This is a genomic window from Campylobacter sp. JMF_01 NE2 (genome assembly GCF_027737365.1).
Lineage (GTDB): Bacteria > Campylobacterota > Campylobacteria > Campylobacterales > Campylobacteraceae > Campylobacter_B.
Window position 1 is genome coordinate 1 of record NZ_JAOVTR010000003.1, and the last position, 16,968, is coordinate 16,968.

Annotated in this window: 17 protein-coding genes; 15 read left to right on the forward strand and 2 right to left on the reverse strand. The window is 39.9% G+C overall.

What is annotated here, in order from left to right:
* From OFO01_RS05620 to OFO01_RS05630, 3 genes are all read left to right on the forward strand, one after another.
* A partial coding sequence (locus OFO01_RS05620; RefSeq protein ID WP_270859221.1) for a YadA-like family protein occupies positions 1-2,329 on the forward strand: 2,329 nt, incomplete at its 5' end.
* 62 nt (positions 2,330-2,391) lie between these two features.
* A complete protein-coding gene (locus tag OFO01_RS05625; RefSeq protein WP_270859222.1) occupies positions 2,392-3,171 on the forward strand; it encodes an OmpA family protein in 780 nt (259 codons plus the stop codon).
* A gap of 47 nt (positions 3,172-3,218) precedes the next feature.
* Positions 3,219-3,947 carry a tetratricopeptide repeat protein gene (locus tag OFO01_RS05630; RefSeq protein WP_270859223.1) on the forward strand — a complete coding sequence of 243 codons (729 nt, stop codon included), beginning with the start codon at positions 3,219-3,221 and terminating at the stop codon, positions 3,945-3,947.
* A 7-nt stretch (positions 3,948-3,954) separates the two neighbouring features.
* On the opposite strand, the gene recO is transcribed toward OFO01_RS05630, so the two are convergent.
* Complete coding sequence (recO, locus tag OFO01_RS05635) at positions 3,955-4,569, reverse strand: recombination protein RecO (protein ID WP_270859224.1); 615 nt, start codon at positions 4,567-4,569, stop codon at positions 3,955-3,957.
* Positions 4,570-4,655: 86 nt separating this feature from the next.
* Between recO and accD the strand changes: the two genes are divergently transcribed.
* The 7 genes from accD to OFO01_RS05670 all read left to right on the forward strand — a co-directional run bounded on the left by accD (position 4,656) and on the right by OFO01_RS05670 (position 9,599).
* Positions 4,656-5,561: an acetyl-CoA carboxylase, carboxyltransferase subunit beta gene (accD, locus tag OFO01_RS05640; protein ID WP_270859225.1), complete on the forward strand. Its 906-nt coding sequence runs from the start codon at positions 4,656-4,658 to the stop codon at positions 5,559-5,561.
* The gene (locus OFO01_RS05645) at positions 5,561-6,013 is read left to right on the forward strand and encodes a 23S rRNA (pseudouridine(1915)-N(3))-methyltransferase RlmH (RefSeq protein WP_270859226.1); all 453 of its coding nucleotides are present in this window, start codon (positions 5,561-5,563) and stop codon (positions 6,011-6,013) included. The genes accD and OFO01_RS05645 overlap by 1 nt, the downstream gene beginning before the upstream one ends.
* 7 nt (positions 6,014-6,020) lie before the next feature.
* Positions 6,021-6,377 (forward strand): RNA polymerase-binding protein DksA, encoded by a 357-nt coding sequence (gene dksA, locus OFO01_RS05650; RefSeq protein WP_270859227.1) that lies wholly within the window; start codon positions 6,021-6,023, stop codon positions 6,375-6,377.
* 2 nt (positions 6,378-6,379) lie between these two features.
* The gene (locus tag OFO01_RS05655) at positions 6,380-7,381 is read left to right on the forward strand and encodes a LapA family protein (RefSeq protein ID WP_270859228.1); all 1,002 of its coding nucleotides are present in this window, start codon (positions 6,380-6,382) and stop codon (positions 7,379-7,381) included.
* A 63-nt stretch (positions 7,382-7,444) separates the two neighbouring features.
* Complete coding sequence (locus OFO01_RS05660; RefSeq protein ID WP_270859229.1) at positions 7,445-8,371, forward strand: tRNA dihydrouridine synthase; 927 nt, start codon at positions 7,445-7,447, stop codon at positions 8,369-8,371.
* A gap of 7 nt (positions 8,372-8,378) precedes the next feature.
* On the forward strand, positions 8,379-8,777 hold the full coding sequence (locus OFO01_RS05665) for a hypothetical protein (RefSeq protein WP_270859230.1): 399 nt from the start codon (positions 8,379-8,381) through the stop codon (positions 8,775-8,777).
* A gap of 180 nt (positions 8,778-8,957) precedes the next feature.
* Entirely contained in the window at positions 8,958-9,599 is a 642-nt protein-coding gene (locus OFO01_RS05670; RefSeq protein ID WP_270859231.1) for a hypothetical protein, read from the forward strand.
* A 222-nt stretch (positions 9,600-9,821) separates the two neighbouring features.
* Here the strand turns inward: OFO01_RS05670 and OFO01_RS05675 are convergent, their stop codons facing one another.
* Positions 9,822-10,652 carry a prephenate dehydrogenase gene (locus OFO01_RS05675; RefSeq protein WP_270859232.1) on the reverse strand — a complete coding sequence of 277 codons (831 nt, stop codon included), beginning with the start codon at positions 10,650-10,652 and terminating at the stop codon, positions 9,822-9,824.
* Between the two features lie 79 nt (positions 10,653-10,731).
* Between OFO01_RS05675 and bamA the strand changes: the two genes are divergently transcribed.
* From bamA to thrB, 5 genes are all read left to right on the forward strand, one after another.
* Positions 10,732-12,981: an outer membrane protein assembly factor BamA gene (bamA, locus tag OFO01_RS05680; RefSeq protein WP_270859233.1), complete on the forward strand. Its 2,250-nt coding sequence runs from the start codon at positions 10,732-10,734 to the stop codon at positions 12,979-12,981.
* Between the two features lie 131 nt (positions 12,982-13,112).
* Complete coding sequence (locus OFO01_RS05685) at positions 13,113-14,492, forward strand: M23 family metallopeptidase (RefSeq protein ID WP_270859234.1); 1,380 nt, start codon at positions 13,113-13,115, stop codon at positions 14,490-14,492.
* Positions 14,493-14,540: 48 nt separating this feature from the next.
* Complete coding sequence (gene lpxC / locus OFO01_RS05690) at positions 14,541-15,425, forward strand: UDP-3-O-acyl-N-acetylglucosamine deacetylase (protein ID WP_270859235.1); 885 nt, start codon at positions 14,541-14,543, stop codon at positions 15,423-15,425.
* 51 nt (positions 15,426-15,476) lie between these two features.
* Positions 15,477-15,887, forward strand: a complete 411-nt coding sequence (locus OFO01_RS05695) for a glycoprotease (protein WP_270859236.1) — start codon at positions 15,477-15,479, stop codon at positions 15,885-15,887.
* Positions 15,888-15,895: 8 nt separating this feature from the next.
* Positions 15,896-16,777, forward strand: coding sequence for a homoserine kinase (thrB, locus tag OFO01_RS05700; RefSeq protein WP_270859237.1), 882 nt, complete (start codon positions 15,896-15,898; stop codon positions 16,775-16,777).
* Positions 16,778-16,968 lie beyond the last annotated feature (191 nt).

Below are 16,968 nucleotides of genomic sequence, written 5' to 3' on the forward strand. Positions count from 1 at the left end.
CTTAACCATTAACAATACCGACCCTGATAAAATTATCAAGCTTACAGATAACAATGTTAGCATGGGTGACAATCAAATTCACAATGTCAAAGCTGGTGAAGCTGATACAGACGCAGTCAATGTATCTCAACTAAAAGAAGCAGCTGAGGGTAATAGAACTTATCTTACTGTCAATGGTGGCACAGAAGCACCTAAGACCCCTGGTCAATACACAGATGGTAACCTAAAACTTACTCATGGCGGTGAAGATAACAACACCTATGACCTAAAACTTGCTAATAACCTAACAATAGGTGAAAAAGGTGAAAACGGCAAACCTGGCGAAGATGGTAAAATCGAAGTTATCGACAAAGATGGCAATCCAGGTGTAACTGTTGCTGCAAAAGACGGCGAGGGAACTATCGGTATCAATGGTAAAGATGGTAAAGATGCCGAAATCACAGTAGCTAAGGGTAAAGATACGCTTGATAATAAAGAACCTGGTAGAATTATTTATAAAACTACAAATAACGAAGGTAATGAGATTACATTGCAAGTTGCTACTATGGAAGACGGCTTGAAATTCCAAGGCGATTATAACGGCGAGGTAGCTAAAAAACTAAATGAAAAACAAAATATCAAAGGTAACCACACAACCGGTAAAGATAGCCTAACCAACGGCAATATCGGCGTTGTTAATGAGGGTGGTGATTTGATCATTAAACTCGCTCAAAATATTGACCTAGGAAAAGACGGAAGTGTTAAAGCTGGCGATACTACTATCAACAACGATGGTTTGACTATTGCAAATGGTCCAACTATAACCAAAAACAATGTTGATATGGGTGGAAAACAAATCCACAATGTAGCAAAAGGAACTGCCGATGATGACGCTGTCAATGTATCTCAATTAAAAGAAGTTGAAGGTAAAATCAAGGCTCCAAATACAGTTTCTCTAAAAAATGGAGAAGAAAATTTGGCTATGATTGAAACTAAAAATTCTGACGGTAGCACAAACTACGAATTGGCGTTAAATAAAGATATTACTTTGGATAAAGGTAGTATAAGTATTACTGGTGATAAAAACAATGTAAATATCACAGGCGATAAAGTAGATGTCGGCGGAAATAAAATAGAAAATGTTGCAGCTGGCACAGCTCCAACTGATGCAGTTAATGTATCTCAACTAAAAGAGCTAGTTGGTAACTACACTGTTGAAAACTACACCGATGAGGAAGGCAATACATTTAAAAATGTAGTTCAAACAAAAGATGAAAAAGGCAATACCGTAACACTAAAAACTTACAATGTCAAAGATAAAGGTGAGTATGTTACAAACAATGTCGTAACTGCGATTTCTAAGATGAACGAGCAAGGTATTAAATACTTCCATACAAATGAAGATGAAAATTTCAAACCAGAAGAACAAAGAAAGAATACTGTCGATTCATCAGCCAGTGGCGGACATGCGACAGCTATTGGTTATCAAGCAGATGCTAGTGGTAAATCATCATTAGCTGTTGGCGATAATGCAAATGCAAGTGGCGAGCAATCTATCGCTATCGGTAATGGCGCACAAGCTAGCGGAAAACAATCAATTTCAGTTGGAACTAAAAATATAGTAACAGGCAACAACTCTGGTGCGTTTGGTGATCCAAACACTGTCTCTGGAACTGGAAGCTACGCTATGGGTAATGATAATACCGTATCTACAAATGATACATTTGTAGTTGGTAACAATGTAACTAGCACAGTTGCAGACTCATTATTCCTAGGTAGCAGAACAGCTTATGTTAATCATGAAGACAGACCAGATAGAACTAAGGGTATAGATAATACTTACACTAGCGCAAGTGTAACTGCTACAAATAAAGCAGGCGAGAAAGTGGTTATCGATATGAAGAAAAAATTTGCTGGTGGCAACCAAGTCAAAGGCGTAGTAAGCGTGGGTAATGCTGATGAAACTCGCCGTATCCAAAATGTCGCACCTGGTCTAATCGGACCAGACAGCACCGATGCAATCAACGGCTCACAACTATACTCTGCTATCGATGGTATCGCCGAGCATTTGGGTAACAACATAACAAATATCAATCAAAGAATTGATAATGTTAGAGATGAGGCTAGGGCTGGTGTCGCTTCTGCTATCGCTATTGGCAACCTACCGCAATCTACAATCCCTGGTAAGGGTATGCTAAGTGTGGGTACTGGTTATTATCAAGATGAGGGTGCTCTATCTATCGGTCTATCAAAAATGTCAGACAATGGTAAATGGGTATTTAAATCATCTATCTCAGTCGATACACAAGACAACATTGGCGCAGGCGCGTCTTTGGGCTTCCACTTCTAAGGTAGCCTAGTGCGAAACCGATGAATTTCGGTTTCGCTTTTTTTAAATTTAAAGGGTAAAAAATGAAAAAATCATTACTATCAGCTCTAAGCTTGGCTGGAATTTTATTTTTTAGTGGTTGCACCACTCATGTAAGCGACAATATCCCAGAAGACGGCGTCATGCAATGGGACGATGTAACTTTTTTGGATATGAACAAAACATGGATTGACGCTCCAACTCACCCAAATGCCGAAAATTTAGGCAAAGTAGAAAAGGGTATGAGCAAAGACCAAGTCTATTTCCTAATCGGTCATCCGCACCACCAAGAGGGCTTGTATGCGGTTAGAGAGTGGGATTATGTATTTAATTTGAAGAAAAAAGCTGGCGATCCTGATAAAATTTGCCAATTCAAAATCATCTATGACAAAGATTATCGCGTAGGAAGCACATTTTATAATCCAAAAGGTTGCGCCGATGTAGCTCCTGTGCAGCTACCGAACCAAAATGTCGAGCTAGAATCTGACTTTTTGTTTGACTTCGACAAAGACAATCTCAAAGCCGAGGGCCACGAAAAAATCGCAGCTGTCGCCAAAGATATCGATGTAAATATGGTAAGAAGCGTCAAGGTCTATGGTTACACTGATCCGCTAGGAAGCGACGCTTACAACAAAACTCTATCACAACAACGCGCAAATATGGTCAAAAACGAGCTTATCGCAAATGGAATCCCAGCTAGCAAAATCCAAGCTATTGGCATGGGCGAGGCAGATCAGGTTAAATTCTGCCCGGGCGAAAAAGGCGCAGCGCTAAAAGAGTGCCTCAAACCAAATAGACGCGTCGTAATCAAAACTATTTATTAACAAATTTGGGCTAAGCTTAGCCCAAATTTCACTTCAAAGGGGTTAGTTTGAAAAAACTAATTTTAATCTTTTTATTTTTCTCAAATTTATTTGCTATCGAAGATACGAAATTTATCGCGTGCGAAAAGGGCGACGCGCAGGCGTGCTATGAGGTGGGACTTTTGCTTTATATGGGGCAAAGCACTGCCAAAGACGATGAGGGCGCGGTTTTGTTCTTTAAAAAAGCGTGCGATAAAAAGCACGATAACGCCTGCGTAGCTTACGCACAAATGCTAGAAAATGGCCTTGGAATCAAGGCGGATAAAAACGCAGCCTTGAATTTATACGAAAACGGCTGTAAGCAAAAAAATGTCCTTTCGTGTAAAGGGGCTGAGAGATTGCACTCTGCTTCGAATAAAAACAAAAAAAGATTAAGTGAAATTCGCGCGTTTTTGTGCAAAAATGGCGAGGACGAATACTGCGAAAATGCCCTTGTGACGCTGGAAAACATAAAAGCCGTGGCAAGGCTGGATAATGACTGCAAAAACGGCAATAAAGATTCTTGCGAAACCTTGGTAAATTTGTATTTTAAAGCCCAAGGCACGCCTGAAAATATCCAATCAGCGATTTTTTACACAGATAGGCTTTGCAAGCTAGATGTCGCGACTTCGTGCCGAAATTTAGCTATTATTTTCCAAGGTCAAAGCGATATCGAGGGGGCGAAAAACTACTACGCCAGAGCCTGCGCTATGGGTGATAAAATTTCATGCTCGGAGTATAAAAAGCTAAGCAAATAAGCAAAATTTAGAAGCCTTGAAGCGTGATAGCATATAGCCTTTCAACCGCGTCGTCTTCTAAATTTAGCGAATTTTGACTTTGCAAAAATTCCAAAATTTCGCCCCACTTAAAGCCTTTTTGGTGCAAACAATGCTCGTGAGCGGGCAAAAATCCGCGTGTGAGTGATACTGCGCCGCTAATTTCTTCATCGCACAAAAAACAAAATGGTTCGCTGTGAAGCCTGCCTTCAAATTCTAAAATTTTAGCGTAACTTTCGATAATTATTCGGCGTGGATTTTGGCGGCCAAAGCGCGAAGCGGCGGAATTTAAAAGCTCATAGTAAAATTTATCAAGCTCGTTTGCGTCCTTTAAATGTGCGCCCAGTAGCCTGATGAATTGCTGCCAAAAAATGAGTTTTTCTCTATTTGCGAGCCAGCCGTATCCTAGGTGCATGACATTGCTTAGGCGCGGGAGGAAATTTTGGTTTGAGACTAGCTCAAAATCGATTTTGTATCCTTGTGTGATATTTGGGTGTCTGGCACCATAAAAGCGATACGCGCGCACCAAGGCGTCAGCGCATAGCACATCTACTATACAATCTTCGTCTTTGATTTTTGTGACTTTTAATATAAATCCTTGCATAGTTATATTCTAGCAAAATTTTAAATTTAAATAAAGAAAAATAGGTTAAAATTGAGAGTTTAATTTTGCAAAATTAAAGGAATATTATGAATTTTGGAGATTTGTTTTCAAAGATTCGTAGAGCCCAACCAGAAGCTTCTGAGGCACCTGCGCATTGGGTTAAGTGTCCTGGTTGTGCTTCTTTGATGTATTTTAAGGAGGTGGAACAAAACCACCATGTCTGCCCTAAATGTAACTATCACATGCGTTTTAGCGCAGATGAGCGAATCGCGCTAATCTGTGATGAGGGTTCGTTTGTAGAGTGTGATAAAACTCTCGAACCTGTTGATCCGCTTAAATTTGTTGATAAAAAATCATACAAAAAACGCATAAGCGAGGGGCAGGAAAAGACAGGCAGATCGAGTGCTGTCATCGCTGGCGAGGCCAAAATTTCAAAACAACCTGTGCAATTGGTCGTTTTTGATTTTAATTTTATGGGCGGAAGCCTTGGTTCAGTAGAGGGCGAAAAAATCGTGCGAGCCGTCAAACGCGCGCTTGATAAAAAGCAAGCCTTGATTATCGTATCAGCTAGCGGTGGAGCTAGAATGCAAGAAAGCACATATTCGCTAATGCAAATGAGCAAAACCTCGGCTGCGCTTAAAATTTTAAGCGAAAATAAAATTCCATTTATCTCTGTTTTGACAGATCCTACGATGGGCGGAGTTAGTGCGTCGTTTGCGTGGCTAGGCGATATTATTATCGCTGAACCGGGTGCATTGATTGGCTTTGCTGGTCAAAGGGTCATCAAACAAACAATCGGAGCAGATTTGCCAGAGGGTTTCCAACGCTCAGAATTTTTGCTAGAACATGGATTAATCGACGCTATCGTGCCAAGAGCGCAAATGCGTCAGTATCTAAGCGATATGGTAAATATGCTAACAAATACCCCAGTCCAACTCGATGATAGTAGCGATGAGGGGCTATTTGATACGCACGGCGAAGAAGACGAATAGTGCAGATTATCGTTAATTCTATACAAAAAGGCACCGACGAATTTGCGAGCGAGTTAAACGAGTATCGCAAAATGTCGGCTAAATTTGCTAGCATAAAAGATGAAATTTTCTTTAACGCTAGTATCGCAAAGGCTCAGACGATTGATAGAGCCAGCGCGCTTAGGGCGTATGACGAGGTTTATATGCCTAGATTAAAAGGTTATAATATCGCCCTTGACGAGAGGGGCGAAAAGCTTGATAGTATGGAATTTGCTAAAATTTTAGACGGGAAAAATTTGGTTTCATTTTTCATAGGCGGTGCTTACGGGCTAAGCGATGATTTTAAGGGCAAATGCGATAAAATCATCAGCCTAACAAAGCTAACTTTGGCACATAAAATTGCAAAGCTTATGCTCTTTGAGCAAATTTTTCGTGCGCTTTGTATAAATGCAAATCATCCATACCATAAGTGAGGGTAAAATGAAAAAAAGTGAGTTGAAAATTTACAAAAAACTTTTAGAAGAAAGAAAAGCCGAGCTAAGCGCTAATATCAACAGCGCGACAAAAGATATCGAGGAGCTTAGAGAGCACGGCGCGACAGATGAGATTGATGTAGCTAGCATGGATACGGATTTGACGATTGAGTATTCGATTGGGCTAAAACAAAGAGAGAGCCTAAATAAAATAGTCTCTGCGCTAGAACGCATTGAAAACGGCACTTATGGCGAGTGTTTGGAGTGTGGCGAGCCAATCAGCCCAGAAAGGCTAAAAGTCCGCCCAGAATCAAGACTATGTATTTCTTGCAAAGAACTTGCCGAAAAAGCACAAAGGAGATAATGATGAAGGCAAAACAATTTTTTGTATATTCAGTGATATATATCGGTATCATCGCAGCTGTGATTTTCACGCAAGAAAGCGCAAGCTACACCCTAAGCGTGCTTGGATACTCTCTCACACTGCCTGTGGCTGTGTGGGTAGTGCTACCATTAGCTTTGTATATGATACTTGCACTTTGTCATTTGGGCTTTTATGGTTTTATGGTTTATCGCAAAAACCGCGCTATACAAAAAGATGTAAGCTCGTATGACGAGATGACAAAAGAGGTTTTACTAGGATTAGAGACGAACCGAAATTTCAAAACAGAGTTTTTCAAAGATCCAAGCGATATAACTAAAATTTTATCTCCATGGTATGATAGTAGCGAGCTTGATATCAAAAACGAAAGCCTAAAAGAGATAGTTGATGTCGTCGAAAAGGTAAAAAACGGCGAGGTCGTGGATCTGAAAAAATACAAACTCCCTAAATCAAACGGTATGTTTTTACAAAACGAGCTAAACCGCCTTGATGCCGAGCCTGATTATGCTCGCGAAATTTTAAAAACAAAGGGCGTTTATAACGATCAAATCACCAAAAAAGCATATAAAATTTTAGTTGATAAGGGCGATTATAGCGCGATTAAAACCTATAAAGAATTCCAAGACACCGACGATATCAAGCGTATCGTAGAAAGAGCTGCTGATGATAGCGAGTTTGAGGTCAGTAGCGAGGAGCTGTTTAACCTCATAAATAGCGATAAATTCAGCGACAAAGACTTCATTTATTTTGCCAAAAAGCTCAAAGACCACCTAAATCCGGAGCAATACAGAACCTTTTTTGAAAGGCTCAAAAACCAAAATTCAAGCGCGACAGAGGCGTATTTGTATGCGCTATATGAGCTTGGTATGATTGATGAGCTAAGAGAGCAGCTCCACATGAGCGACGGCGACGAATTTGATAAATTCCAAATTTTGCTATTTTTACGCGACAATGGCAAATCAGTGCCAGCTTCGCTGATATTCTAAATTTCGGGGCGCAAATTTGTAAATTTTGTAAATTTGCAAATTCGCGCCATTTTTACACAATCAATGAATTTAAATAAATTTTTCGAGACAAAACCGCTTTTTTTAGCCCCTTTGGCTGGGTTTTCAGATCCGCCACTGCGCGGTGTGGTGAAAAAATTCGGCGCTGATGCGACGATAAGCGAGATGATTAGCGCAAATGCGCTGGTGTTTGAAAACGACAAAACCCTAAAAATGCTAGAAAAAAACGAAGCAGAAGAGCCCTTTTTCGTCCAAATCGCCGGAAGCGACGAGGAAGTGATAAAAAAGGCGGTTTTGATTTTGAATAAATTTGACGGATTTTGCGGGATTGATTTAAACTGCGGCTGCCCTGTGCCAAAGGTCGTGAAGCAAAACTCTGGCTCCGCGCTTTTGCTGGATTTGGACAAGATAGCCCGAATTTTAGAAATCATCAAAACCCACTCAAACAAAAAATTCGTAAGCGCGAAAGTTAGGCTTGGCTTTGCTAGTGTTGATATCGAAAATATCGCGCGCGCGGTGGAGCGAGGCGGAGCTGATTTTATCGCGGTGCATGGGCGCACGAGGGCTGGTGGATACAGTGCGCAGGTCGATTACGACGCAATCGCGCAGGCAAAAGGTGCCGTGCAAATCCCGCTCATCGCCAACGGCGACATTAGCTCGCAAAATGCCGAATTTGTGCGAAGCACGACCGGCGCGGACGGACTTATGATAGGCAGGGCAAGTATCGGGCACCCGTGGGTTTTCGCCGAGATTAAGCAGGGGCAAAGTGCGAGCGCAGAGCTGAAAAAAGAGATTATTTTGGAGCATTTTGCGCAGATGATAGCGCACTATGGGGCGCATGGTGCGGCGATTTTCCGCAAACACCTGCACGAATACTCCAAGGGCTACGCAAACGCTAGCGCATTTCGCGAAGAGATAAATCACATAGAAAATGCAAATTTAATGCGAGATAAAATTTTAGAGTTTTTTTAAATTTTAAATGGATATTTCAAGGCTTAAAATTTACGATTATATTTTTATTGTTAGTTTTTGTGTGATTGTGGTTTTTGGTTCTGGCACGATCGCTGGTATGGGGCGCGAGAGTGTTGGTTTGGAGAGAAACGCTGTTATTATCAAAGATTTTATTTTGCTTTTACCGATTTTGGTGATAAATTTGAGTGCAAGGCTAATAATGGCAAAATTTAGGCGTATTGGCGTGATTTTTGCGATTTTGTGTGGGCTAAATTTGACATTGTTTGTGCTATCTTTTTATTTCAAATTTAACTGGCTTTTTAATGCGTATTATATGTATTTTTGGATTTCGCATTGGCTACTTGGAACACCATTTGTTATATTTGCAGGGTTTTTGTTTGCGTTGTCAAAGGTTAAATTTGAATAATCAAATTTAACCAAATTTCAAACTACAAAATCTCGCGCAGCACCGTAGGGTGGGCAAGGATGCCCACCCTACGGTGCTTTAAAAGTATATTTTAAAATAGTAGAGAGATACTTTACTATTTAAGTATAAATTTAGTTTTAGAAGTGTTAGTATTACAAATCGAATAAAAAGGAAAGAAAAATGCAAAATATACGAACACATGAAGATGAAAATTTTCATCTATTTTTAAATGATTACATCAAAAAGCACGATAAAATTTCTAGTTTAAAGCCATTTTATTTTTATATGATAGTGATGATTTTGCCTCTATTTTTATCAAAAGATATCAAATTCTCAAATTTTATAACGCAATTTATTAACTTTATGGCGGATTTTTTTCCAAATATAAAAATAGTTGCCTCTCTTAGCAAACAGTCCGATTTTATCGCATTTTACTATGCTTTTAGTTGGTTAGTTATTATTGGAATTTGCATTTATTTGATAATAGATATCCCAAAAGCCTATGAGCGTTCGCAAGAATTTTTTGGAACAGGCAATTTTCAAAAACATGAATTAAGTGAAATTTTAATTGATTATTATAAAAAAAGGAGATTTTGGACTTTTATAGCACTTGTTCTTCTTTTTAATGTGGCTTTCAAAAATTTCACGGGTAGTATATACACTACAACTTTATTTAATTTAGAATTGCATAAATATTTTGATAATAGCGTCAGCTTATATATCATAAATTTTGTGTTTCAAGGTTTTGCTTTGTTGGTTGCCGTAGATACGGTTAGAATTGTTGTATTTCATCTCTTAAATTCAAGAAAGGTTAAAAAATGAGCGATATGGCTAAAAATGTAGCACCGTAGGGTGGGCATTATTGCCCACAGAATTTTATATTTTTATCAAATTTCATCAATTTTAATCCTTTGATTAACCATTGCAGTGAGGAAAAATAATCAAAATATTACAACCGCGTCATTGCGAGCATAGCGTTGCAATCTAGTAAAATTTAGATAAATTTCAAACTCGTAGATTGCTTGCGCGACAAATCAGGCAAATTTACAAAATCTCGCGCAGTGTCCTTGCGCTGTGCATCCAGCTATCTAGCTCGTTCCATTTTTCGTTTTCGATCATATCGGTGCAAATTTGAAGCTCTTTTTTGAAAGACTCTATCGATTTTAACAAATTTTCTTTGTTTTGTTTGAAGATATCGACCCACATTTCAGGGCTTGATTTGGCGATTCTTGCCATGCCAGTGAAACTTCCGCCGGCTAAATTTATGATATTTCGGCGATTTTCCTCTTTTAAGACGCTATTTACGAGCGAGTAGCTAATCGCGTGTGGCAGGTGCGAGATGAGCCCCACATGGTGGTCGTGGCTGAGCGCGTCCATAAAGACAATCTTCATACCCGCAAACGAAAAAATTTCAACCGCGCGTTTGACATGCATTTCATCGGCATTGTTATCGTCGCAGATGACGACTACTGCGCCGTTTAGTAGCTCTGAAAACGCCGCGCTTGGGCCTGAGTTTTCCGTGCCTGCCATAGGGTGAGCGGCGATGAAATTTCCTCTAATCTCTGGCGGGCAACTTTGCAAAATTTTAAATTTCGTGCTTCCTAAATCGATGATTGTGGTTTCCTTGCGCGCGTCTTTTAGCTGGGCTAGCGTCGTGATAATCGCCTCGACTGGGATTGCGAGAAAAATCACATCGCATTTTTGCTTCATCTCCTCGATACTTAAAATTTCATGCACCAGCCCCAGCTCCAAAGCCTCTTTTTCGTTTTCCCTAGAAATATCGTATCCGCTAACCGTGCTAATAATCTTTGATTTTTTCATACAAAGCCCGAGCGAGCCACCTATCAAACCTAAGCCTATAATGCCTATTTTCATAATTTTCCTTTGTAAATTCTTTTTGATTAATTTTAATATGCTATTATACGCAATTATTTTCATTTCTAGGTAAAATTTTATGAGAAAAAGTTTGTTTTTATTATTAGGTGGGGTTTCTGTTGCTTGCGCAGCGCAAATCCAAACTATTAAATTCGAGGGTTTAAAACACCTATCTCCGCAAGTTGCAGCTGCTATTTCTGGCCTACAAATAGGCGATCAAATCACAGGCGAAAACACAAACCGAGCGATCTCAAATCTCTTTGCTCAGGGCTATTTCGAAGATGTGTATATCAGCGAACAGGGCGGAAATGTAACAATTAGCGTAAAAGAAAAACCAAGCGTGGCCAAAGTCGATATCAAAAATGTCGTTACAAACGACCAAGACGCTATTAAAAATTTAATCGGACTTCGCCCAGGACAGGTCTATGATGAGGTTTTGGCAAAAAACGCCGCCGCTAGAATCAAACAATTTTACGAAGTAAAGGGCTTTTTTGACACTGTTGTCGAAGTTACTCCAAAACCGCTTGATAGCGAAGGAAACGCCGTGCATGTCATAGTCGATGTCAATAGAGGCGAAAACATCATCATCGAAAAGGTAAATTTGATCGGTGCTAAAAAGCTAGATTATGATGATATCGAACCAGCTGTTTCAAACAAACAACGCGAAGTATTTGGCTGGCTATGGGGCTTTAACGACGGACAGCTAAAAGCCAACGAGTTGCCAAACGACGCAAATAGAATCCAAGAAGAATACTACAAAAAAGGCTACCTCGACGCTAGGGTATCTGCCCCAATCGTAAATGCCGATACTGGCGATTACACTGCGGATTTGACATATTATGTAACAGAGGGCGAGCGTTATAAGGTCAGCAGTATAGATATCGACTGCCCAGAAAATGTAACTATGGATAAAGAAAAGGTCATAAGCGATCTAAAACTCGAAAAGGGCGATACGATGAATTCAGACTGGATGCGTCGCGATATCCAAAAAATCGAAACCTTAGTCGCTGATCAAGGATATGCTTATGTCAAGGTCGTCCCACAAACCGATCAAGACAGAGAGGCTAAAACCATAGGCATAACTTATAAAATCATACCTGAAAATAAAGTCTATATCAGAAATGTAACAATCTCTGGCAACGACAAAACAGAAGATAAAGTCGTTAGACGCGAAATGTATCTAACTGAGGGAAATTTATTTAGCAGAACCGATTATGCTGATTCTATCGCGGCTCTTAAACGCACGGGATATTTTGAAAATGTCGAAATCAAAGAAACTAGGGTGAGCGACGATCAATTAGATTTAGAAGTCGTAGTCCAAGAAACCCCAACTGGCTCGATTACAGGCGGTATCGGATATGGTAGCGATGATGGATTGCTACTAAGCGGTGGAATTAGCGATAGAAATGTCTTTGGAACAGGATTAAGCGGCTCAGTATCGGTAGAAAAATCAGATGATAAATTAAGCGGTAGAGTAAGCCTTACAAATCCTAGAATTTTCGATTCAGAATACAGCCTGGGCGGTATGGTCTTTGCTAATGATTATGACTGGGACGATTACGAGGAGAAATCTTACGGATTTGCTTTGACGCTTGGCAGAAAGCTAGGACGAAATTTAAGCGCAAGTCTGACATACTACCTAGAAAAGACAGAAATCGAAGGGCTAAACGAATACTACGCAGCCGCTGGTTATCGTAACCACGAAAGCATAAAAAGCTCGATTACACCAGCGCTTACATACAATAGCACAGATGATTACTATCTGCCACGAAGCGGTATCATAGCCACAGCTAGCCTAGAATACGCTGGACTTGGCGGAGATATCGAATTTACCAAAGCAAAAGGAAGCTTTAATTACTACTTTGGATTGCGTGATTATATCGATTACGATTTGATTTTCCGCTACAAAGCTGCGGCTGGATATGTTTGGGATAGAGGCGATCCACTTCCAATCAACGAAAAACTATTCCTAGGCGGTATTAGGACGGTGAGAGGATATAATTCTAGATCGATTCCGCGTAAAGAAATTTGCGTAGCTAGTGGTAGTTGCCGTTATGTCGAAACCGGCGGTATGCAAAGCTTCAACAACTCAGTCGAGCTAAGCTTCCCGCTAATCGATCGTATGAAAATGCGCCTTGTGACATTTTTCGATTATGGTATGATAGGCGACAATGACTGGAACGAGGAAGAGCGATATAGCGCAGGTGCTGGTATCGAGTGGCTCACACCAATGGGGCCGTTGCAGTTGTATTTCACAAAACCGCTTAACGAAAAACCACACGATAAGACAAATAGTTTCGAATTTAGCATTGGAGCTAGATTTAACTAAAATTTGGCGTAAATTTTGGGTAAATTTCACTTTTACCCAAAATTTAACCTTAATGAAATTTAACCAATCCTTTACTTACGATTTACAAAAACTCAGTAAAATCAGGCTTTAATTTAAAATCAAGGTAATTTATGTATAGAAATCGAAGCAGAATAAATCCTAAAATTTTCATTTTTTTAATACTAGCTTTGGCGATAGCTTATGGAGTTTTTCATTTTTTAACCTCGCCTAAATTTGAACAAAATCCCCCTAAAATCGAAATTGCAGATGAAATTTACTGGAATTTAATCTCACCTTTGAAGGTTAAAATTTCAGATGATACTGGCGTAAAATCAATAAAAATAAGCCTAAATGACGGGGAAAATTTAACTCCGCTAAAAGATGAAGAGTATGGCATAAGCCAAAAAGAGCTAGAAATTGCAGTCGAATTTCCAAAAAATTTAATCCTAAACAAAGATAAAAAATACAAACTACACATCGAAGCTGGCGATATTAGCGCGTGGAATTTCACCAAAGGCAACAAAACCGATAAAGTCGTAAATATAATCATCGACAACAAAAAACCTTTGATAAATTTGGTCGCAAATTCGTATAAAATCACCAAAGGTGGTTCGGCTGTGGTTGTTTTCAGCGCGACGGACGAAATGCTAGATGAGGTTTTTATCCGCACAAATTACGGTAAAATTTTCAAAGCTACGCCGTTTGTCAAAGAAGGCTATTACGCTTCGCTTGTAGCATGGCCGGCAAACGAAGATGAATTTCGCGCCGAAATCGTAGCAACCGACAAGGCTGGAAATGTCAGCTCGTCGCAGATTCGCTACTTTTACAGCGATAAAAAATACAAGGTCTCGCAAATCAAACTTAGCGAAAATTTTCTCTCAGGCAAGGTTAGCGATCTAGCCAGCCAACATGCGCAAAATTTCAACTCTATGAGCGATTTGGATAAATTTAAATTTGTAAATGAAACTCTCAGAGAGCAAAACGCGAAGGATTTGCACGCATTTACGAGCAGGGTGCATGAGGATATGATAAGCGAGTTTTCGCTTCGTCCGTTTTATCCGCTTGCAAAGGGCGCTGCGGTAGCGAGTTTCGCCGATCACAGGCTGTTTTTCTTAAACAGCGAGCAAGTTAGCGAGAGCTGGCACATGGGGCTTGATCTTGCTAGCGTGGCAAATGCAGATATTAAAGAGAGCAATTACGGCGTGGTCGTGTTTTTACAAGATAATGGAATTTATGGCCTAAATTTGGGCGTTTATTATGGATTTGGAGTTTATGGCGTGTATGCGCACTGCTCGAATTCAGCCCTTAGCGTGGGCGATCAGGTCAAACCAAACGATATCTTAGCCCAAACTGGCGCCACTGGCTTTGCCTTTGGCGATCATTTGCATTTTGGCATAGTGGTTCAGGGCGTGGAAGTAAGGCCAGAGGAGTGGATGGATCCGAAGTGGATCAAGGATAATGTGAGCGATGTGCTCGAAAGTGCGAAAAAAGTTATCGAAAAAGGAAAATAAATTTCAAATTTTTCGCTATAATGCAAAAATTAATGAAATGAGGGAAAAATGAGACAAAGAACAATAGCTAAAAAAGTCCATAGTGTCGGTATCGGATTGCATAAAGGTGAGCCAATCAGACTTACATTGGAGCCTTTGGAAGCAGGTAGCGGAATAGTATTTTATAGAAGCGACCTTGGAATTAGTTTTAAAGCAACGCCCCAAAATGTCGTAAATACCCAAATGGCCACTGTCGTGGGCAACGAAAAGGGCTATGTCTCTACGATAGAGCACCTAATGAGCGCGATTTCAAGCTATGGAATCGACAATATCCGCATTATCGTCGATGCGAACGAAATCCCTGTAATGGACGGAAGCTCGGCGAGTTTTTGTATGCTTTTGGACGAAGCTGGAATCAAAGAGCTAGATACGAATAAAAAAGTCATTATCATCAAACGCGATGTCGAGGTCAAAGAGGGCGATAAATTCGTCCGTCTAAGCCCAAGTGCAAGGCCTAAATTTGATTATACGATTAAATTCGCAAATCCGATTATCGGCACACAGCACCATGTCTTTGAATTTAGCAAAAAGGCTTATATTAAAGAAATTTCTAGGGCTAGAACTTTTGGATTTTTAAAAGATGTTCAAGCGCTTCGTTCTATGGGCTTAGCACTTGGTGGAAGCCTAGAAAATGCCGTCGTAATCGACGATAATAAAATTTTAAACCCAGAGGGTTTGCGCTATGAAAACGAATTCGTCCGCCATAAAATTTTAGACGCTATTGGCGATTTGGCACTTAGTGGAGCGCCTATTTTGGGCGATTACACATCATTTGCTGGAAGCCATGATCTAAATCACAAGCTCACCGAGGCTGTATTTAGTGACGCTAAAAATTACGAATTAGTCGAGCTAAACGCGCAAATCGTAAGAGAGTATCAAAAAGCTTTCGCGTAAGGGCAAATCATCAAAGAAATCAGCGTTTTAGTCGTAGCACTCACTTCGCCCGTGCTTGTCGGTATTTACGAGAAAAATGACAAAATTTTAGAATTTTCTAGCGCGCCAGGGCAAAAAGCCGATGAATTTTTGGTAGAAAAATTTTCTCAAATTTTAAAAGAGTATAAAATTTCAGAGCTTATCTATGCGAATACACCAGGCTCTTTTATGGGCATAAAAGTTAGCTTTGTAATGCTAAAAACGCTTAGTATCGCCCTAAATTTACCACTTTACGCGGTCACTGGATTTGAGCTAAATGGATTTTTGCCAATCAGGGCAAACAAGGCATTTTCATACATTTACGAAAATGGCGAGATAAAAATGGCAAAATTAGAGCCTGCTCCTATGAAATTACCGCAAAATTTATCAACTTTAAATAAAAGCAATGATATACTACCAAATTACATTATTGATGCAGTTTAGGAGAAAATTTGATTATAAAAATTCCCGCCACCAGCGCAAATTTGGGACCAGGCTTCGATGCGCTAGGACTTAGTTTAGAGCTTTTTAACGAAGTAGAGATTTGCGAAAACAGCTTTCATTGTATCTCGCTAAACGGATATGGAAGCGAAAAGGCGTGGCTTAAAAAAAATAATGCGTTTTTAAACATTTTCCGCGAAATTTACACCAAACTAGGCGGAAATCCAAACCAAAATTTCAAAATTTCATTTCAAAACAATATCCCATTTTCGCGCGGTCTTGGAAGCTCGTCGGCTGTGATAGTCGGAGCAATCGCGGCAGCGTATTATATGCGTGGATTTAGCGTGGATAGGGGCAAAATTTTAAATCTCGCCCTAGAATACGAAAACCACCCTGACAATATCGCCCCAGCGACTTATGGCGGGTTTGTTTCGAGCATAACTTCTGGCAAAAATGTCTATTCACAAAAGTGCGAGATCGACGCTGATATCAAGGCTATCGTCGTTATCCCAGATACGCCAATGCCTACAAATGAATCTCGCGGAAAATTGCCTAAGAGTTTTACTATCAAAGATTGCGTGAGCAACCTTTCGCACGCTGCGTTTTTGACGGCGTGTTTTATGAAAAAAGATTATGATAGCCTAAGGCTTGCTTGTGTGGATAAAATGCACGAGGAGGTGCGTATGAGTGCGCTACCTGAGCTGTTTAGCGTGCGCGAAGTGGCTTACGCAAATGGCGCGATTATGAGTTCGCTCAGCGGTAGTGGCTCGACTTTTTTAAATTTAGCCCATGCTGGCGACGCGCAAAAGATAAAAAATGCGCTGGCGGATAAATTTAAAAATTTCAAGGTAGAAATTTTAAATATAGATAATAACGGCTTTAATATTAGCTAAGAAAAAGTAAGATATAATTTTATGAATAAACCGATAAGAATGTGCGTTATTTGTAGAGGTAGATTTGCTAAGGCGGGGCTTAATGCCTTTGTGCAAAATTTCAAAAAAGAAAATTCAAAACGGCAATTTTATATTTGCAATCAATGTATAAATCAAAAAGAAAAAATTATTAAATATTTATCAAAATTTAG